At 46.9% G+C, this 18,561-nt stretch carries 15 protein-coding genes and 1 pseudogene; 6 read left to right on the top strand and 10 right to left on the bottom strand.

From position 1 onward, the window contains the following. The first annotated feature begins 2 nt into the window (after nt 1-2). From NYE72_RS01435 to NYE72_RS01415, 5 genes are read left to right on the top strand one after another with little or no spacing between them, the layout of a single operon-like run. Nucleotides 3-848 carry a carbohydrate ABC transporter permease gene (locus NYE72_RS01435; RefSeq protein ID WP_051491496.1) on the top strand — a complete coding sequence of 282 codons (846 nt, stop codon included), beginning with the start codon at nt 3-5 and terminating at the stop codon, nt 846-848. 35 nt (nt 849-883) lie between these two features. Further along, nucleotides 884-2,230, top strand: a complete 1,347-nt coding sequence (locus NYE72_RS01430; protein ID WP_339212043.1) for an ABC transporter substrate-binding protein — start codon at nt 884-886, stop codon at nt 2,228-2,230. Nucleotides 2,231-2,245: 15 nt separating this feature from the next. Then, nucleotides 2,246-3,034, top strand: coding sequence for an HAD family hydrolase (locus NYE72_RS01425; RefSeq protein WP_038568255.1), 789 nt, complete (start codon nt 2,246-2,248; stop codon nt 3,032-3,034). An 11-nt stretch (nt 3,035-3,045) separates the two neighbouring features. Beyond that, a complete protein-coding gene (locus NYE72_RS01420) occupies nt 3,046-3,372 on the top strand; it encodes a multidrug efflux SMR transporter (protein WP_038574002.1) in 327 nt (108 codons plus the stop codon). A 51-nt stretch (nt 3,373-3,423) separates the two neighbouring features. Beyond that, entirely contained in the window at nt 3,424-4,293 is an 870-nt protein-coding gene (locus tag NYE72_RS01415) for a metallophosphoesterase (protein ID WP_339211141.1), read from the top strand. Nucleotides 4,294-4,389: 96 nt separating this feature from the next. Here the strand turns inward: NYE72_RS01415 and NYE72_RS01410 are convergent, their stop codons facing one another. The 7 genes and pseudogenes from NYE72_RS01410 to NYE72_RS01380 form a co-directional block, all read right to left on the bottom strand. Continuing rightward, nucleotides 4,390-4,839: a hypothetical protein gene (locus NYE72_RS01410; RefSeq protein WP_076147623.1), complete on the bottom strand. Its 450-nt coding sequence runs from the start codon at nt 4,837-4,839 to the stop codon at nt 4,390-4,392. 33 nt (nt 4,840-4,872) lie between these two features. Continuing rightward, the gene (locus NYE72_RS01405) at nt 4,873-5,790 is read right to left on the bottom strand and encodes an ATP-binding cassette domain-containing protein (protein WP_280513446.1); all 918 of its coding nucleotides are present in this window, start codon (nt 5,788-5,790) and stop codon (nt 4,873-4,875) included. Beyond that, on the bottom strand, nt 5,783-6,802 hold the full coding sequence (locus NYE72_RS01400; protein ID WP_036687296.1) for an ABC transporter ATP-binding protein: 1,020 nt from the start codon (nt 6,800-6,802) through the stop codon (nt 5,783-5,785). Before NYE72_RS01400 ends, NYE72_RS01405 begins: the two co-directional genes overlap by 8 nt. Nucleotides 6,803-6,817: 15 nt before the next feature. Further along, a complete protein-coding gene (locus NYE72_RS01395) occupies nt 6,818-7,663 on the bottom strand; it encodes an ABC transporter permease (protein WP_036687295.1) in 846 nt (281 codons plus the stop codon). Nucleotides 7,664-7,667: 4 nt separating this feature from the next. Further along, nucleotides 7,668-8,618, bottom strand: a complete 951-nt coding sequence (locus tag NYE72_RS01390; RefSeq protein ID WP_036687292.1) for an ABC transporter permease — start codon at nt 8,616-8,618, stop codon at nt 7,668-7,670. Between the two features lie 69 nt (nt 8,619-8,687). Next, nucleotides 8,688-10,304 (bottom strand): ABC transporter substrate-binding protein, encoded by a 1,617-nt coding sequence (locus NYE72_RS01385; protein ID WP_076141416.1) that lies wholly within the window; start codon nt 10,302-10,304, stop codon nt 8,688-8,690. 127 nt (nt 10,305-10,431) lie between these two features. Then, nucleotides 10,432-10,592 (bottom strand): annotated as a pseudogene (locus tag NYE72_RS01380) (peptidylprolyl isomerase); the annotation flags it as partial. A gap of 434 nt (nt 10,593-11,026) precedes the next feature. On the opposite strand from NYE72_RS01380, the gene NYE72_RS01375 reads away from it, so the two are divergent. After that, nucleotides 11,027-12,604, top strand: coding sequence for a glycosyltransferase (locus NYE72_RS01375; protein WP_339211139.1), 1,578 nt, complete (start codon nt 11,027-11,029; stop codon nt 12,602-12,604). Nucleotides 12,605-12,659: 55 nt separating this feature from the next. On the opposite strand, the gene clpB is transcribed toward NYE72_RS01375, so the two are convergent. From clpB to NYE72_RS01360, 3 genes are all read right to left on the bottom strand, one after another. Further along, nucleotides 12,660-15,302, bottom strand: coding sequence for an ATP-dependent chaperone ClpB (gene clpB, locus NYE72_RS01370; protein ID WP_326046941.1), 2,643 nt, complete (start codon nt 15,300-15,302; stop codon nt 12,660-12,662). A 1,278-nt stretch (nt 15,303-16,580) separates the two neighbouring features. Further along, a complete protein-coding gene (locus tag NYE72_RS01365) occupies nt 16,581-17,579 on the bottom strand; it encodes a J domain-containing protein (protein WP_169744732.1) in 999 nt (332 codons plus the stop codon). A gap of 175 nt (nt 17,580-17,754) precedes the next feature. Continuing rightward, nucleotides 17,755-18,228: an Hsp20/alpha crystallin family protein gene (locus tag NYE72_RS01360; protein WP_038568238.1), complete on the bottom strand. Its 474-nt coding sequence runs from the start codon at nt 18,226-18,228 to the stop codon at nt 17,755-17,757. Nucleotides 18,229-18,561 lie beyond the last annotated feature (333 nt).

The following is an 18,561-nucleotide window of genomic DNA, read 5'->3' as shown; positions in this document are numbered from 1 at the left end:
TGATGAATGCAACGATCGTACGCGTGGGCAAGCTGACCCGCCATCTATTTTTTACAGCTATTGCACTGATCATGGCCTTCCCCTTCTATTGGATGGTCACCAGCGCCTTAAAAACCAATGATGAAATCTGGCAGTCTCCGCCCACAATCTGGCCTAAGGATCCGCTGTGGAGTAATTTTTCAGCCGCCTGGCACGAAGCCCCTTTCTTCAGATATATGGGCAATAGCATATTTGTCGCTGTGTCGATTGTTATTTTGCAGGTAATAAATTCCGGGATGATGGCCTATGCGCTTACGCATATGAAATTCCGCTTCAGAGGGCTGTTCTCAGGCGTTATTCTTTTCGGCTACATGGTTCCAGCCACCGCTGTTTATCTTCCCGGATATTTGGTATTGTCCCAGCTCCATCTACTGGATTCATATGCCGGATTAATTCTATCCAACTGTGTAAGTGTCTTCTCCATTTTTCTAATTCGCCAGGCCTTCCTTCAGGTTCCCCATGAGCTAGTGGAGGCTGGAGAAGTGGACGGTTCCTCGCATATGCGGATTCTGTGGACCATTCTTGTCCCCATTACACGTTCTTCCTTTGCTGTGCTAGCCCTGATCACCTTCATTGATCAGTACAATAACTATTTCTGGCCGATGCTGATCACCAAAGACCCTAATCTCCAGCTAGTCTCGGCGGGTCTGCGTAGTTTCTTTACTCAAGGAGGTGCTTACGGATTAAAATGGCCGCTGATCATGGCCGCTAGCGCATTCACCATCGCCCCGTTGCTGCTAGTATTTCTACTAGCTCAGAAAACGATCATGCAAAGTGTCAACATGACCGCTGGTTCCAGCAAAGGATAAGCTAACAATTCTATTTTAATAAGAGGAGAATGATGATGAACGTATTGAAGAGACTGTCCACCCTGTCTTTGGTTGCCGGATTTACAATGTTAACAGCTTGCGGAGGAAATGCGAATACAGGCAATGTTACAGCGGCAAATGGAGCTTCTTCCTCCCCCTCCACAGAGGCTGCACCCACACAAAATGCGCCGGTAACGATTGAATTCTGGTATGGTCTCGGCGGCAAGCTTGGTGAGAATATGGAGGCACTGATTCAGAAATTTAATACCTCTCAGCAAGAGGTCATCGTCAAAGGTATCGCGCAGGCAGACTACACTGAAACCGAACAGAAGCTGCAAGCAGCTATCGCTATAGGAAAAGTGCCTGCGGCTGCTCTCTCCTCCAATGTAGATTGGGCCCGTAAAGGATATTTCGCTCCGATAGACGAGCTTATGGCACTGCAGCCAGATTTTAATAAAGAGGATTTTGTCCAAACCTTTCTAAATCAGGGCCAGGTTGATGGTAAGCAATACTTCCTGCCGATGTATGGAACAACGCAGGTCATGTACTATCGCAAAGATGTTTTTGAGAAGAATGGGATTGATGCGAGCACACTAAAGACTTGGGAAGATCTAGCTGCCGCAGCTGCGAAAATGACAGTGAAGGACGGCGGCAAAACCACCCTTTATGGTTGGGAGCCTATGTGGGGTTCAGGGAACATGATTGATGCCGTACTCAGCAAAGGAGGCACTATCCTTAGTGAGGATGGAAAACAAGTTATGGTCGACTCTAAAGAGTGGATTGAAACCTGGGATTTGTTCCGCAAGTGGATTCACGAGGATAAGATCATGCGAATTCATTCCGGCGGTCAAGGCTGGGAGTATTGGTACAAGACGATTGACGATGTAATGAAGGGTCAATCCGCAGGCTACACCGGCTCCAGCGGCGATCAGGGCGACTTGGACTTCAGCATTGTTTCGGCTATGGAGCAGCCAGGCTGGGCAGGGATCGGTGAGGGCAAACCCGTAGCCCAAGCACTTATGGCCGGCATTCTATCCAAAGCTAACGACAGTGAAAAGGAAGCAGCTATGAAATGGCTAACCTACTTCACAAATGCTGAGAATACTGCGTCCTGGTCCATTAATACGGGATATATTTCGGTGCGCCAATCCGCATTGCAAGACCCGGCATTTGTGTCATTCAGCGAAAGCAATCCACAGATTAAGGTCCCATTGATGCAAGCTTCTCATGGTTCTGCACCTTTCCAAGACCCAACTGGCGGCAAAATTAACGATGCGTTGACAATCGCCGCAGATAAGGTGCAAATTGAGAATATCCCAGCAGCACAAGCACTTAAGGAAGCACAAGAAACGGCACAAGCAGCGCTTGATAAATTAAAATAAAGGGCGGTGGACTTCATGTCTGAGCTCATCACTCCGCAAGGCAGATACACTGTAGCAGCTATTCTATTCGATAAGGATGGTACGCTGCTCCAGTTCGTATCCCTCTGGGGCAGCTGGGGCGAATGTTTTTTAGAGAGATTCACGAAGTATATGAAGGAAAAAGGACTACAGATTGCAGAAGAGCAGCTCCCTGCATTAATGGGAACTATACACAATGCCCAGGGGAGCATTACCGATTATGATCGCAACGGACCGCTGGCTATGGGGACTATGAGTGATCTTTATGCCATTCTGTCATGGCAGGGTTATCTGCAAGGTTTATCTTGGGCGGAGTCCATGGAGCTTGTCCATCAATGCCGTCTCGAAGCGGATGTTATGTTAGAAGAGAAACGCCCTGTTCACTCCCTTCCGGGACTTCATCGTTTTCTTGATGAGTGCGTGAGTGCAGGCATCCCTCTCGCCGTGGTGACCGCAGATGAAACAGAGGCCGCAGACAAACATCTCCAATGGCTGGGCATACGGCATTATTTCTCCGAAGTAATTGGAACAGATCTTGTGGATCAGGGTAAACCTTTCCCCGACATGGTGCAGCTGGCCTGCAAAAGGTTAGCCGTGGAACCCGCGTACACAGCGGTTATCGGCGATACTAACGGGGATATGCGAATGGCTAAAGCAGCGGGTGTACAGGTAGCTATCGGCCTAGCAGAAAGCGAAGGTACTAGTGCTTCAACACATATTCTCCCGGATGCAGATCTCATTGTACAATCTTATGCTGAGCTCAGAATTGAGGTTACTTCCCTGTGAGAATAGAAGGAATGTGGGCATGGATGTTTCTGACGCTGGCTATTGTGTTCGAACTCTCAGGGACCATCTCAATGAAAATATCTCAGGGGTTCACCCAGCTCTGGCCTTCCGTGCTTATGTTCCTGTTCTATGGAGCCAGCTTCACCTCCCTGAATTATGCTCTCACCTCGATTAAGGTAGGCGTAGCTTATGCGATATGGTCAGGAGCGGGAATCATTCTGATTTCCTTCATAGGAACCCTGTTCTTTGAAGAAAAGCTAACCCTATCCTCACTACTATGGATAGCCGTCATCATTGTCGGGATCATAGGACTGAACATTAGCGGCAAGACGCATTAGCGAACAGCAACAGTATTGGATAGGTTCATAGATGAAGGAGGATGCCCAAACATGAGTACGAACACATCACCTGAAGATAAACCAGTTATCACCTTTCAGATCATTACGGATACCCATGTCACTGCTGACCGCAATCATGAGTACAATCTTAACTTCGAGCTGGCACTCCGTGATATAGCAGCGCATGGGGAAGGCAGCAGCGGGATTATGCATATCGGTGATGTCACAGACCACGGCTTCCCTGCTGAATACGAAGAAATGCTTCGTATCCTCAAACAATATAAAAACGACCTGCCCGAGATTACCTTTACCTTAGGCAATCATGATGTGGGGCTCGGAAATTGGGAATCACGTTTAGGAATGTATACGTCACAGACCGGAATGTCCGGACCCTATCATGATCACTGGATCAATGGTTATCATTTTATTTTGCTAGGGACGGAGCAAGGATTGCCCAAGTTCTGTGATCTCTCCTCTGAGCAGCTTGATTGGCTGGAGCATAAGCTTGGAGAGCAAGCTTCACCAGAGCAGCCTATCTTTCTCTTCCTGCATCAACCGCTTAAAGACACCGTAGCCGGATCACTGGAATCGCAAGATTGGTATGGTGTCACACAAGATAAGGAATTAAAAGAAATTCTGTCGAGATATCCCCAGACCTTGTTATTCACTGGACATACCCATTGGGAGCTGGAGGTAAACAACACTATGTTCCCTGGCCATGGAGAGATCGCAACGATGTTTAATGCTGCTTCTGTCGCCTATCTTTGGACTAATGAAGATAAACATAAGACGGGCAGCCAAGGCTTCTATGTGGAAGTGTATAGCGATAAAGTGCTTGTCCGGGGCAGAGATTTTAAGACAGGAAGCTGGATTGAGGCTGCACAATATGAGGTAGCTTACCCAGCGGTAAGCGTATATTAATGATAAGCATTTAAGCGAGAAATATAACAAAAAAAAAACGATTGTGCACAGGGAGTCCTTCCCCGCAACAATCGTTTTTTACTGTAGCTATTCAGCTTATCGTCCAATCGGCGCAATCCGGTAGACAGCTGTATCTCCATCCGCTGCCTTCGTATCGCTCTCGATCTGCCAACCGAAGGACAACACAGAGGCCAAACGTTCCTTCTCGGCCAAGGTTAAAGCCACCTCAGCGGCTTCCTTACCTTCCTCAAGCTCCAGAGCCGCTTCTTTGCCCAGAGCTACCCATATCCAGCTGCGAATCCCACGAATCGTATTGTATTTGATCTGATAGCCTGTCTTCACCGCTTGCCCGAACAACTCCGGCTGCTCTGACTGCAACGTGGTCAGCTGCTTATAATCAAATTGGTATTCGCTCTCGTCAACGGGCAAATCGCCCTCTGCCACTTTACGAAGAATATCCTCATCAGACCACCCCAAGGAGCGGAGTGATTCCACCAATAACGCATCCCACTGGGATAACTTTACCCGGTTTAAGTTCTCTGACATTCTGATCCCTCCCAATCTATATATAGAGTCTAATCATACCGTAAAATCATAAGCAACATAATGGCCCGGGCTTACTTCCTGTAGTGTAGAAGTCTCAGCTCTGCCGTACTCTTGCGAGTATCCGTCTAAAATAATTCTCTGATTGGCCCGCCGGGGATCCGTCTCCAAGATGGAAGACAGCAGCGCCTTTGTATAAGGATGAATAGGATTATCGTACAGCTCATCACTTTCGGCTACCTCTACTAGTCGACCGCCATACATCACGCCGATCCGGTCAGAAATATGCCGTACCATCGACAGATCATGTGCGACAAAGAGATAGGTCAAGCCAAATTCGGACTGCAAATCCTCCAGCATGTTCACTACCTGGGCCTGGACAGACACGTCCAGCGCTGAGATCGGCTCATCACACACGACAAACTCAGGTCTTACGGACAATGCTCTGGCAATCGAAATCCGCTGGCGTTGTCCACCGCTGAATTCATGCGGGAAGCGGTAGAGATGTTCTCTTTTTAAACCTACCTTTTCCAGCAATGCCGCAACAGCTTCTTTGCGTTCTTCACCTTCGTGGATGCCGTGGATTTTCATAGGCTCACTGATCAGATCAAGCACATTTAAGCTTGGATTAAGTGAAGAATAGGGATCTTGGAAGATCGACTGAATGCGTCTGCGAAAAGGTTTTAACTGCTTCTCTCCAAGCTTGCTCAGCGGCTGCCCGTCAAAAGACACTTCACCGTCTGTGTAATCATATAAGCGCAGCAAGCAGCGTCCAACCGTGGACTTGCCGCTTCCTGACTCTCCAACCAGCCCAAAGGTCTCTCCCTGACGAATCTGAAAGCTTACGCCATCTACTGCCTTAAGCACCGATGTATCGCGTCCCCACATATCCTTGCCTTTGGAGAAATGTTTTTTGAGATTATTTACGTCCACTAGAATCTTATTGTCACTCAACCGAACCGCTCCCTTCAACGCCAGCTACGGCTGGAGTCTCCTGCACACCATCTGCTAACCAGCACATCGAACGGTGACCGGGCGATAATTCGATTACCGGAGGACGTTCGCTGCAACGGGCAAAAGCATTAGGGCAACGCTCCATAAAGGGACAGCCAGAAGGAGGATTCAACAAATCCGGAGGTGTGCCTTCGATTGGAATTAGACGTTCACGCGATTTGCCGTCACGTTTCGGAATCGAGCGAAGCAGACCTTTCGTGTAAGGATGCTGTGGGCGATAAAAAATATCCTCCACCGTACCTTCCTCCATCACTAGTCCACCATACATTACGATAACCCGTGTACATACCTGAGCCACCACACCCAAATCATGGGTGATCAGTGCTATAGCTGTACTGGTATTATTTTTTAGCTCTTTAAAAAGATCAAGAATTTGGGCCTGTATCGTTACATCAAGCGCAGTTGTCGGCTCATCCGCAATCAATAGCTCTGGCTGGCAGGAAAGAGCCATGGCGATCATGACCCGCTGCCGCATCCCGCCGCTGAATTCATGCGGATACTGCTGCAGCCGCTGCTCAGGATTATTTATACCCACCTGCCGCAGGATACTTGCTGCTTCTTTGAACGCTTCTTCCTTATTTAAGCCGCGATGCCGCCGGATGACCTCCGTAAGCTGCTGGCCGATTTTTTTCACAGGATTAAGAGAGGTCATGGGATCCTGAAACACCATCGCTATGCGGTTGCCACGCAGTTTTCTCCACTCTTTTTCCGAAAGGTTAGATAAATTCTCACCACGAAAATTGATATTTCCAGCGATAATTTTACCCGGAGGTGTAATCAACGACATAATCGCCTTCGCAGTTACACTTTTCCCGCTTCCGGATTCACCAACAATCCCTACCGTTTCTCCAGCATCTATATGAAAGCTAACGCCACGAACTGCCTGATTCTCCCCATCTCGAGTTTGGAAGGAAACCTTCAAATTCTCAACAGACAATAGCCGTTCCGTCATGATGTCTTCACACTCCTATCTTCGGATCAGCTTCGGTTCAAAGCCAACCCGCAAAATATCGCCCAGAACATTAAAGCTCAGAACCGTTAGTAGTATCAATAACCCCGGGAACAATGCCAAATAAGGTGCCTGAGCGATATATCCCTGTGCATTGTTAAGCATACTGCCCCAAGTGGCATTCGGAGGTTGTACCCCGAACCCAAGGAAGCTTAGGGACGACTCCATCATAATCGCGGAAGCGATATTATTCGTCGCACCTACAATCACAACAGGTACTAGCCCCGGAAGAATATGACGCCAGATAATTCCGAAGTTGCTCTGGCCGGAAGCTTTTGCATATAGTACATATTCCCGTTCTTTAATCGTCATCGTCTCCGCACGAATCACACGGGCAATGTTCATCCACATTAATAGAGCAATAATTAAAATGATGTTTCCTACACTCGGCTTCAGAAATACGCTGAGCAGCAGCAGCACAAGGAAAGATGGAATGGACATCACTACATCAAGCATCCGCATCAATAGATTATCAATCCATCCGCCAAAATATCCACTGATTACGCCCACCGTCACACCTATACCCGTGGCAATGATCATTGAAGCAAAACCAACTAGCAAAGATACCCGGCCACCATACAAAGCTCGGGCAAAATAATCCCGGCCGTAATCATCCGTACCAAACCAATGATCCGCTCCGGGCGCTTTCAAACGTGCCAAAACATCCATTGCATTCGGATCATGTCCGGACAAAAAAGCAAATATAGAGCCTAGTGTGAAGACGATTAAAGTAATGAGGGCTGCGACACCCAATTTATTCGTAAATAGCTCATCTCCAACACTTTTCCATTTACTGCGATTCATGAGGTCACCTCGTTAATTTAATTCGTGGGTCCACGAAGCTATATAGAATATCCGCGACCAGATTGCCGATGATCAGCATTAAAGAAGAGAACAAAGTTATTCCCATAATTACGGGATAATCCATCCCTTTAACCGCAGTCATCCCTAAAGAGCCAATACCCGGCCATGAAAATACCGTCTCCGTTACAATTGCACCCGCCACCAGATCACCCATCGACATCCCGAGCAATGTAATTACTGGCAACAGTACATGCTTAAGCACGTGACGGAACAGAATCGTTGTCTTGCTGGATCCAAAAGCATATTGAATCTGCACATACTCTTCTTTTAGCTGTCCAATCGTACTAGAGCGGATGTATCGTACGTAACCGGCCAGAAATCCAAAAGCCAATACGGCGCAAGGCAGAATACCATGCTTCAATACATCAACCGCTGATTCCACACCAATGGTTCGCATCCCCATAATAGGCAGCAGGTGCAGCTTAATTGCAAATAAGTACATAAGTAATATGGCCAGCCAAAATAAAGGTACTGAAATTCCGATATAGGATAAAAAGTTAATTAGTTTATCCACCCAGCGGTTCCGGTTAGCTCCAGCAAGCAGACCCATCGGGATCGCCAACAGAACGGCTAAGCCGATTGCACTGCCCATCAAACCTGCTGTTGCAGGTAAACGTTCTAGAATTTGCTCCAATACAGGCTGATGATTCACAAGGGAATAACCGAAATTACCCTGCAGTACTTCTTTGATCCATATAAAATATTGAATGTAGGCTGGCTTATCCAGCCCAAGGTTATGCCGGATGCGCTCAATATCATCCGCGTGCATATTCGGCGTAACGAAGGATAGTACCGGATCCCCCGGAGCCAGCTTAATCATCGCAAAGCACACAACCGAGACAAAAAACAGCATCGGCAGGGTTTGCAGTAATCTTCGGACGATAAGTTGTCTCATACGTATATTCTCCCAGTTCTATATCGGTAAAAAAATAAGCTGGATTGACCAGCTTATTTTTTCCCGTTCTTATTTAAGGTAGATTTTCGATAAATCTTCAAAAATAACGACAGGCTTCAAGACTGCTTCTTCTAGACCGCCGTAGTTCTTGGAGACAGCTACAATAGTCTTAGTATTAGCAATTGGATAAATCGGTGCATCATCAGCAATGATCTCTTGGATCTTCTTATAGATCTCACCACGTTTAGTCACATCTGCTTCTCCTGCACCATCATTGAACAACTTATCGACTTCAGCATTATTATAATGCGAGTAGTTAGAGTCTGCAGTAGATGTATACAAAATTCTGTAAGCATCAGGATCGTAACCCATGATATAACCTGCAATCGCAAGTTCAAAATCTGTTGAATTCATATCACTGAATTTCTGACCATATGCCGAGGCATCCATATTTTGCAGTTCAACTTCAGCGCCAATGGCCTTTAGCTTTTGCTGCACGTATAGTGAAATGGCTTCCTGAGCTTTATTACCGCTCGATACAATCAATCTCAATTTCAGATCGCTAACCCCTGCCGATTGCAGAAGCTCTTTGGCTTTTTCTACATCATTATCAAAAGAAGGTACGTCATTAGTATAGAACAATGCATCCGGAGTCAAAAAGGACTTCGCCGGGTCTGCATACTCGTTAGAGGTATAAGCAGCCTGAATGATTTCATCACGACTTAGGGCTAGAGACAAGGCTTGACGAACTTCTTTTTTAGCAAGAGCACCTCTATCACTGTTTGCATTGAACAACAGGTAGGACAATCGGCCTTCACTATAAGGCAGGATTTCGAAATTGTTCGAAGCCTCAATCGTTCCAACATCCTGTGGATCTAGATATTTAATGTTGATCTCACCATTCTGAAGTGCGAGATTCGCAGCATTCGTATCTTTAGCAATCCGGTACGTTATAGAATCAAGATGTGGTTTGCCACCAAAGTAGTTATCAAATCTCTCGAGCGTAACATATTCGCCTGCTTTGTATTCTTTAAATTTAAATGGGCCAGATCCAACCGGAGCAGCATTCTTGGTGCTTTTCTCTAGATCCGTCTCATTCTCAAAAATATGCTTTGGAATCGGAAATACTTGCACTAGTGTAGCTTCAAAAGCTGGGCTGACCTGCGGAAGCTTGAACTCTACAGTCAGATCATCCACCTTAACTGCCTTAACGGGTTTATCACCGATGAATAAGTTCGCTCTCAACATGCTGTTTTGCTTCTCATCGAGGATGCTATCAATCGTGAACACGACATCGTCAGCTGTAAGCTTTTCTCCGTCATGCCAAGTTAGTCCACTTTTCAGTTTCAATGTATAAGTCAGGTTATCTTCGGAAAGTGTCAGGCTGTCTGCCAAGTAGAAGGTCTTCTCTCCGTTATTCACTTGGAACAATGGCGCGTAGAGCGCTTGGTCAATCGTCAGACTGACACGATCACCAGCATAGTTCGGATTTAGAATGACAGGATCTGCAGCGACCCCAATAATTAAGTTGCCACCATCTTTTGGTTCAGTGCTTGCTGTCGATCCTTCAGTAGCCGTAGGCGTCTGATTTGTATTTGTGGAAGCGGCGTTATTTCCCCCGGAGCACGCGCTAATCAAAAATGTTAACAAAACCAAAGTAATAACTCCAGATAATCCTTTACGCATAAGTTTCTCCCCCGTGTCTATATTGTCTTTGTTTGTTTTTTATATTGTATATCGGGATACTAGGAATTACAATGGATAGCATTTCACATTAATGTAATATTGAGGGAACTGAAAATTCCGACCTTTTTCATGACTCATCCCCACGCTTTAAAGTATCCACATGGTCCATACCTGAAATGACTCTTCCGAATACAGTATGCCAAGGGTCGCAATACCCCCTTGGACAATAAATCCACGAACCACACGTTGGAAAGTCAGACCGTTATAAAAACCTTGATGGACCAGCTTCATCGTGACTACTCTCCTAAACTCTGTTCAGCCACCAATATGAGCTTCAGTCTTCGCTGTCTCTTCCGGTACGTATATTTCCTCAACATCCCCATCCAGCAGAGGTCGGTATTTACCTTTACATCATACCAGAACACATCCGCACGAGGATTCATGGCCAGTAACAGATCGATTAACTACTGAGCTTTTTGTGGTGATTTATCCATAGTCTCATTCCTGTGCTCATCTGGCTGGCATTCTTATCTAATTATCCGGTAATTGTACAGCAGATCCATAAAAATTAATATATCTAAAAAGTTCAATTTATCCAACTCTCATTTCTCATTTACTATAAGAACTTTGCGAAATAAGGATTATTACTATCTAACTGTAAATATATTGAGAACATACCTATACCTCTCGGAAGAAAGGGAGAGTCCCCCAAGGAGGCCGCAATGAATAAGACACGCGTATTAATCGGCAGCCCGATCCATCAAAAGCCCAATGTGTTGCGAGAATTTCTGAATTCCCTGCTGCGCCTGAATATTGAGCAAATCGAACTGGATTTCCATCTGATTGATGACAATGATGATGAAGCGTCCAGCCGGCTGCTCCAGGAATTCAAAAGCAAGGGTGAGCATATTTTTATTCAAAGCTCCGGCTTTCACGATGCGTACATTCGCAATGATACGACCCACTTTTGGAGTTCTGATTTAGTCTGGAAAGTCGCCAACTTCAAAAACCTCATGATTAACCGAGCGCAAACCCTGAACTATGACTACCTCTTCCTGATCGACTCTGACCTCATCCTCCACCCAGATACGCTAAGACATTTAATAGGGACGAACAAAGATATTATTTCAGAAGTATTTTGGACACAGTGGCAGCCAGATACCATGTTTCAGCCGCAGGTCTGGATGCATGACGAATACAATCAGTGGGAGATACTTCCCGGCGAAAAACTGCAACCCGAGGAGATCAACCGCAGATTTCATGAATTCATAGCCAAACTACGCAATCCTGGAATCTATGAAGTGGGGGGTCTCGGCGCTTGTACATTGATTAGCCAGCATGCGATAAAAGCCGGGGTGAGCTACAATCAGATCCGGAACATTTCATACTGGGGCGAGGATCGCCATTTCTGCATTCGTGCCGCGGCCCTTGGCATTCCGCTATTTGCTGACACCCATTATCCTGCCCTTCATTTGTACAGAGATAGTGATTTGAACAAGGTTGAAGATTTCATCAGAGAAACAACAGGGGTAAAAGCTGAATCGGCACCCACACCCATCGAGGAAAATTCCAATGAGGCTGCAGCTGCTCCTATAACCAAAAAGCGCCCCAAGCTAACCCTTACCATGGTTGTAAAAAATGAAAGCGGGCGCTTCCTGCGACAGGTTCTGGAGGAACACCGCAAATATATCGATGAGGCTGTCATTATTGATGACGGCAGCACCGACAATACAGCAGCTGTCTGTCTGGAAGCACTTGACGGCATTCCCGTTCATCTCGTGCATAATACCGAATCCAAGTTCAGCAATGAAATTGAGCTGCGAAAACAGCAGTGGGAGGAAGTCCTAAAGACAAATCCCGAGTGGATTCTGAGTCTGGACGCGGATGAGATCTTTGAAGCCAGCTTTGCGGAAAATATAGATACCTTGCTGTATGCAGATGGGGTCGATCTGTTCTGCTTCCGCCTTTACGATTTATGGAACGCGAACCATTACAGGGAGGATACCTACTGGCGCTCTCATCTGAACTACCGCCCTTTTTTGCTTCGCTATAAAGAAGACTTCAACTATGTATGGAATGAATCCCCACAGCACTGTGGGCGATTCCCGGAAAATATCTTCGAGCTGTCTCATCAGCTAAGCAACCTGCGGCTCAAGCATCTCGGTTGGTCCAAAGCCGAGTTCCGGCTCGAAAAATATCTGCGTTATATGCTCCTCGACCCCGACGGCAAATACGGCTGGAAAGAGCAATATATGTCCATCTTGGATGAACAGCCTCATCTAATCCCTTGGGTGGAGTGAGGCTTACCATAAAAAGGACGTCCACAAAGCCGTTACGGTTTTGTGGACGCTTTTTTTATTCAGAACTCTGTGGTCCATCGACTTCTGGCTTCAGAATGCTTACCGTCAGCTCGTTGCCGGATTCATCCACCTGAATAACTGATCCCTCTGCGGCTTCACCAGCAATAATCGCACGTGCCACACGTGTCTCCAAGCTGCGCTGGATGAATCTTTTCAACGGTCTTGCCCCATACACAGGATCAAAACCTTCCTTAGCGATAAAACGCACCGCCGATTCAGTTAATGCCAGCCCGATCTCCCGTTCTGCCAGACGTAGACGCAATCCATCCACCAGTTTGTCCACAATTTTCTCGATCTCACCCAGTGTCAGCGGCTTGAACATTACAATGTCATCCACCCGGTTCAGGAACTCTGGACGGAAATGACCACTCAGTTCCTTCATCACTCTATCCTTGGCAGCTTCCGTAAGCTGACCTTTTTCATCGGTGCCTTGAATCAGATGGGGTGAACCGATATTGGAAGTCATAATGATGATTGTATTCTTGAAGTCAACCATTCGACCATGTGAATCAGTCAGCCGTCCATCATCAAGCAGCTGCAGCAGAATGTTAAACACATCGGGATGCGCCTTTTCCACTTCATCGAGCAGCACTACAGTATAAGGCTGACGCCGCACAGCTTCCGTGAGCTGCCCGCCTTCCTCATATCCAACATATCCTGGAGGTGCGCCGACGAGACGGGAGACACTATGCTTTTCCATATACTCCGACATATCTATACGGATCATGCCATCTTCGCGGTCAAAAAGAGATACCGCAAGCGACTTAGCCAGCTCAGTCTTCCCTACACCCGTCGGGCCAAGGAACAGGAATGAACCAATCGGGCGATTCGGATCTTTGATTCCTGCTCTTGCCCGAAGCACCGCATCGGCCACCAAGCTGACGGCTTCGTCTTGGCCCACTACCCGTTCATGCAGCGTATCCTCCAGACGCAGCAGCTTATCCCGTTCGCCTTCTACCAGTCGGCTAACCGGAACGCCGGTCCAGCGGGAGACAATATCTGCGATTTCCTCTTCAGTAACAGCCTCACGTAGCAATCTTGTATCCTGATCCTGCTGTGCCGCTTCTTCCGCTGCTTTCAACTGACGCTCCAGATCAGGAATAATGCCGTAGCTCAGTTCGGCTGACTTATTAAGATCATATTCCTCCTGTGCATCGACCAGATCCTTACGTGCTTGCTCCAGCCGTTTTTTGAGGTCGCGAATCCCTTGGATGGCCGACTTCTCTTTCTCCCAGCGCGCCGTCATCCCTAGCTGCTTCTCCTTCAGGTCAGCGAGCTCGCGCTGCAATATTTCGAGTCGGCGTTTGCTGGCGTCATCAGTTTCTTTTTTAAGCGCCGCTTCTTCAATCTCCATCTGCATCAGGCGGCGGGTCACTTCATCCATCTCACCCGGCATGGAGTCTATCTCTGTGCGGATCATGGCGCAAGCCTCGTCCACTAGGTCAATCGCCTTATCCGGTAAAAATCGATCCGTAATATAACGATTGGACAATACCCCTGCGGCTACCAGGGCGCTGTCATGGATTTTGACCCCGTGGTGGACTTCAAACCGCTCCTTCAGACCACGCAAAATGGAGATCGTATCCTCTACATCGGGTTCGCTCACGAGCACCTGTTGGAAACGGCGTTCCAGCGCAGGGTCCTTCTCTATATATTTGCGATATTCATCGAGCGTTGTGGCACCGATACAATGCAGCTCACCCCGGGCCAACATCGGCTTCAGCATATTACCCGCATCCATCGAGCCTTCGGTTTTACCTGCGCCCACAATCGTATGCAGCTCATCAATAAAAAGAATAATGCGGCCGTTGCTTTCGCGAACCTCTCTCAATACCGCCTGCAGGCGTTCTTCGAATTCACCACGAAACTTCGCGCCTGCCACAAGTGAACTCATATCCAGTGAAAAAATCGTCTTATCCTTCAGACCCTCCGGTACGTCTTTGCGTACAATCCGGTGTGCCAAGCCTTCTACAATGGCTGTTTTCCCTACACCTGGTTCACCGATCAGCACAGGGTTATTTTTCGTTTTACGGGACAAAATCCGGATTACTCGGCGGATCTCGCCATCACGACCAATGACTGGATCAATCTTGCCCGCCCGAACCTCAGCTACAAGATCACGGCCGTATTTCTCCAGCACCTCATAAGTAGCTTCTGGCTCCCGGCTGGTTACCCGCTGATGTCCACGAATCTCAGCAAGCACCGACATCAGCTTCTCACGGGTCAGCCCACGGCGGACAAAAAGATCCCTTAGCTCACGATTCTCCCCGCTCGAATCTGACACCATGGCCAGCACAGCATGCTCCACAGAAACAAACTCATCCTGCATCTTCGCCGCTTCCTTCTCCGCCTGCTCCAGCAGATGAATCAGCGATTGCGAGGCGTAACGCCGTACCGTGCTTGCTCCTGACCCGCTGATGCTCGGCTTGCGTTGAAGCAATTCATCCGTGCTGCGCATCAGCTCAGCCACAGGGATATTCATCTTTTGCAGCAATCTTGGCAGCAAACCTTCTTGCTGCTGAAGCAACGCTTTTAACAGATGGAGATTATCGATCTCCTGATGACCGCTGTCTGATGCCAGCGACTGCGCCGCAGCCACTGCTTCCTGCAGCTTTTGAGTTAATTTATTGAAATCCATAGCTCTCTCACCTTTCTATTTAAGAGTGATTATATTAAATCGGCCTTTTTGGCCGGGGATAGGTTAATTTAGCGGGATTTATACCGTTGATTTCGGACTACTGGCTGATTTGCTCTCAATCTACGGGATTTTTACCGCTCTTTTCGAGTAACTAGCCGTTTTGTGCTCAATCTACGGGATTTATACCGCTCTTTTCGAGTAACTAGCTGGTTTGCTCTCATTCTCCGGGATTTTTACCGTTCTTTTCGAGTAACTAGCCGATTTGCTCTCATTCTGCGGGATTTTTACCGTTCTTTTCGAGTAACTGGCTGGTTTGCTCTCATTCTACGGGATTTTTACCGCTCTTTTCGAGTAACTAAACGCTTTGTGCTCATTCTGCGGGATTTATACCGTTCTTTTCGAGTAACTAGCTGGTTTGCTCTCATTCTGCGGGATTTTTGCCGTTCTTTTCGAGTAACTAAACGCTTTGTGCTCATTCTGCGGGATTTTTACCGCTCTTTTCGAGTAACTAGCTGGTTTGTGCTCAATCTACGGGATTTTTGCCGCTCTTTTCGAGTAACTGGCTGGTTTGCTCTCATTCTACGGGATTTTTACCGTTCTTTTCGAGTAACTAGCCGATTTGCGCTCATTCTACGGGACTTTTACCGTTCTTTTCGAGTAACTGGCTGGTTTGTGCTCATTCTACGGGATTTTTACCGTTCTTTTCGAGTAACTAGCTGGTTTACGCTCGTTCTACGGGACTTTTACCGTTCTTTTCGAGTAACTAGCAGTTTTGCTCTCATTCTACGGGATTTTTACCGTTCTTTTCGAGTAACTGGCTGGTTTGCTCTCATTCTACGGGATCTTTACCGTTCTTTTCGCACATCGAGCCCCATTCGACGTACTCTAAGGCACTTTTGCCTCTCTTTTCGCCCAACGAGCCCCATTCGTCACATTCTAAAGGCACTTTTGACTTTCTTTTCGAACAACGAGCCTAATTCAGCGCTTTCTAAGGCACTTTTGCTTCTCTTTTCGCACATCGAGCCCCATTCGGCACTTTCTAAGGCACTTTTGCCTTTCTTTTCGACCAACGAGCCTCATCTAGCGCTTTCTAGTACACTTTTGACTCTCTTTTCCCACCATAGTGCCGACTTTCACCGTTTGAGCGAAAAGTTCTTTTATAGTTAGTGGCTAAATAAGTTACTGTTCTGCAACTAGCATTCAAATCACCTTATTCACCAACCAGAGTTGATCACAAACGGGTGAAATCACCTCACCTCTACCTCTTCTACCTATCTATTAATTACCCACTTTCGCCTTTTGCCGCTGGGTGCCAGTGTTTTGACGTTTAGCTCTGGCTTCGAAAGGGCTGGAGTCTGCCAGCTTTCGGTACAGATTTTTCTCCGCTTCGCTGGTGGGTTCAGGGATAACAATCTCAATACCAAATAAAATATCGCCGTTCGCACCATTCTCACGTTTTAAGCCCTTGCCGGGGATGCGTAGCGTTTTACCGCTCTGAATTCCTGCTGGAATCTTCAATTTGACGGCGCCGCCACCCGGTAATGGAACCTTCACTTCTCCGCCCAATACCGCTTGCCAAGGAGCAATTTCAACCATGCCATATAAGTCACCATCGCGAATCTCATAAATATCATGAGGAAGAATATGAAGTGCCAGCAGCACATCGCCACCCGGAGTGTTTCCCGCGATTTTAATAATTGTACCCTCATGGGATCTGGGCGGAATGTTCACATCCACCGTTTTGTCGCTGACCTGTACTCTTACAGTGGCGCCCTTATAAGCCTGCTCCAAGGTAATATCCAGCTGCGCCTGCATAGTACTGCGGGCCTCGCCCCACGGATTGCCATTCGCACGCCCCGTTCCACTTCCCGAGAAAAAATCAAAGCCAGCCCGATCCGCCGAGCCCCGATTTCCAAAAAACATCCCGAATAAATCTTCCTCCGAAATACCAGAACCTCCCGTTGAATAAGTCCCACCGTTCCAGCTTCCACTTCCACCAAATCTTGAATCCCAAGAAGAGGCTCCACTCGCCGCCCCTCCACTAGCTCTGCCACGTTGAGCTCCATAAAGCAGCTCTTCATCATAGAGTTTCCGTTTATCCTCATTACCAAGTACTTCATAAGCTTCAGCTGCTTCTTTGAATTTCGCCTCAGCCTCAGGGGCTTTGTTAACATCGGGATGCCACTTCTTGGCAAGCTTCTGATAAGCCTTTTTAATTTCTTGTTTAGTAGCTTTTTTGCTCACGCCCAAAGCATCATAATAGCTTTTACTAGCCACTCGCGCTTCCTCCTTTCCATCCCTAATCTCATACCGACCACCATTGCACTCCGAGAAAAGACGCACCATAGCCGGAATCCTCCACTACAATGCGCCTTCTATTCATAACACTATGTTAAAAGCTCGCTGCCATCTCTAAAAGGCTGAGCGGAAGTCCATTCCGCTTAATTTATGCTTATTCAGACTGCGAACCGGTAGAATTAGAATCTCCGTCTTGAATCTCGATGCGTTTACCTTGCATTTTTTGCCGTTTGGGAACTTCCAGCTTCAGCACTCCATCTTTCAAAGACGCGCGAATTTCTTCCTCTGCAATATCTTGAACATAGAATCTGCGCACATATTCACCATATCGGCGTTCTCTGCGTAAAATCTGATGTTCATTGTTCTCCTCGGCATTTTCTTCCTTACGTACCGCTTTTATCGTCAAATAAGGACTGGCATAATCAATGTCGATTTCTTCTTTTTTCAAACCAGGAAGTTCAGCTTCAATCAGGTAAGCCTGCTCACTCTCATGAATATCTGTTCTGAAGGACATCGTGGAACTCTTAATCGGTGCAAAAAAATCATCATTAAAAACATCATTCAAAGACTTAGCCAGCATACCAAAAGCATCATCTCTACGTTTACCAAAAGGAACCATATCAAACATTATCCATTCTCCTCTCATTGACTTTGACTTTATTTGACCTATGACCTTATTATAGTCCCCTAACTGAGGAATAACAAAACCGATTTAAGCCGATTATCGCTCAAATTCAGGCGAATTAACTGATTTCACACGAGAAAATTAGTTCTTTTTATTTATTTGACCAATTTTGACCTTTGTTTGATCTTTCGTAAATGACACCTATATAATCATGACCCAACTTGCAGTACGATTATTATATGTTCAGACCTTCCGTTCAATACAAGCCATTAGCTTCTAATCATCTCCACGCCAGCTTTTAAACGGAGTTTCCTTACGAGCTATCAAAATTTAACG

Origin of the sequence: Paenibacillus sp. FSL L8-0333, from assembly GCF_037965665.1 — a bacterium.
Lineage (GTDB): Bacteria > Bacillota > Bacilli > Paenibacillales > Paenibacillaceae > Paenibacillus_AQ > Paenibacillus_AQ odorifer.
The sequence above is the reverse complement of the archived record's forward strand: the minus strand, read 5'-3'. Positions and strand labels throughout refer to the sequence as shown.

Bases quoted from the DNA above. Each gene is read 5' to 3' on its own strand.
- clpB (WP_326046941.1), bottom strand. From the start codon at position 15,302: ATGGATTTCAATAAATTAACTCAAAAGCTGCAGGAAGCAGTGGCTGCG.
- NYE72_RS01430 (WP_339212043.1), top strand. From the start codon at position 884: ATGAACGTATTGAAGAGACTGTCCACCCTGTCTTTGGTTGCCGGATTT.
- NYE72_RS01360 (WP_038568238.1), bottom strand. From the start codon at position 18,228: ATGTTTGATATGGTTCCTTTTGGTAAACGTAGAGATGATGCTTTTGGT.
- NYE72_RS01425 (WP_038568255.1), top strand. From the start codon at position 2,246: ATGTCTGAGCTCATCACTCCGCAAGGCAGATACACTGTAGCAGCTATT.
- NYE72_RS01435 (WP_051491496.1), top strand. From the start codon at position 3: ATGAATGCAACGATCGTACGCGTGGGCAAGCTGACCCGCCATCTATTT.
- NYE72_RS01395 (WP_036687295.1), bottom strand. From the start codon at position 7,663: ATGAATCGCAGTAAATGGAAAAGTGTTGGAGATGAGCTATTTACGAAT.
- NYE72_RS01400 (WP_036687296.1), bottom strand. From the start codon at position 6,802: ATGACGGAACGGCTATTGTCTGTTGAGAATTTGAAGGTTTCCTTCCAA.
- NYE72_RS01385 (WP_076141416.1), bottom strand. From the start codon at position 10,304: ATGCGTAAAGGATTATCTGGAGTTATTACTTTGGTTTTGTTAACATTT.
- NYE72_RS01410 (WP_076147623.1), bottom strand. From the start codon at position 4,839: ATGTCAGAGAACTTAAACCGGGTAAAGTTATCCCAGTGGGATGCGTTA.
- NYE72_RS01390 (WP_036687292.1), bottom strand. From the start codon at position 8,618: ATGAGACAACTTATCGTCCGAAGATTACTGCAAACCCTGCCGATGCTG.
- NYE72_RS01415 (WP_339211141.1), top strand. From the start codon at position 3,424: ATGAGTACGAACACATCACCTGAAGATAAACCAGTTATCACCTTTCAG.
- NYE72_RS01420 (WP_038574002.1), top strand. From the start codon at position 3,046: ATGTGGGCATGGATGTTTCTGACGCTGGCTATTGTGTTCGAACTCTCA.
- NYE72_RS01375 (WP_339211139.1), top strand. From the start codon at position 11,027: ATGAATAAGACACGCGTATTAATCGGCAGCCCGATCCATCAAAAGCCC.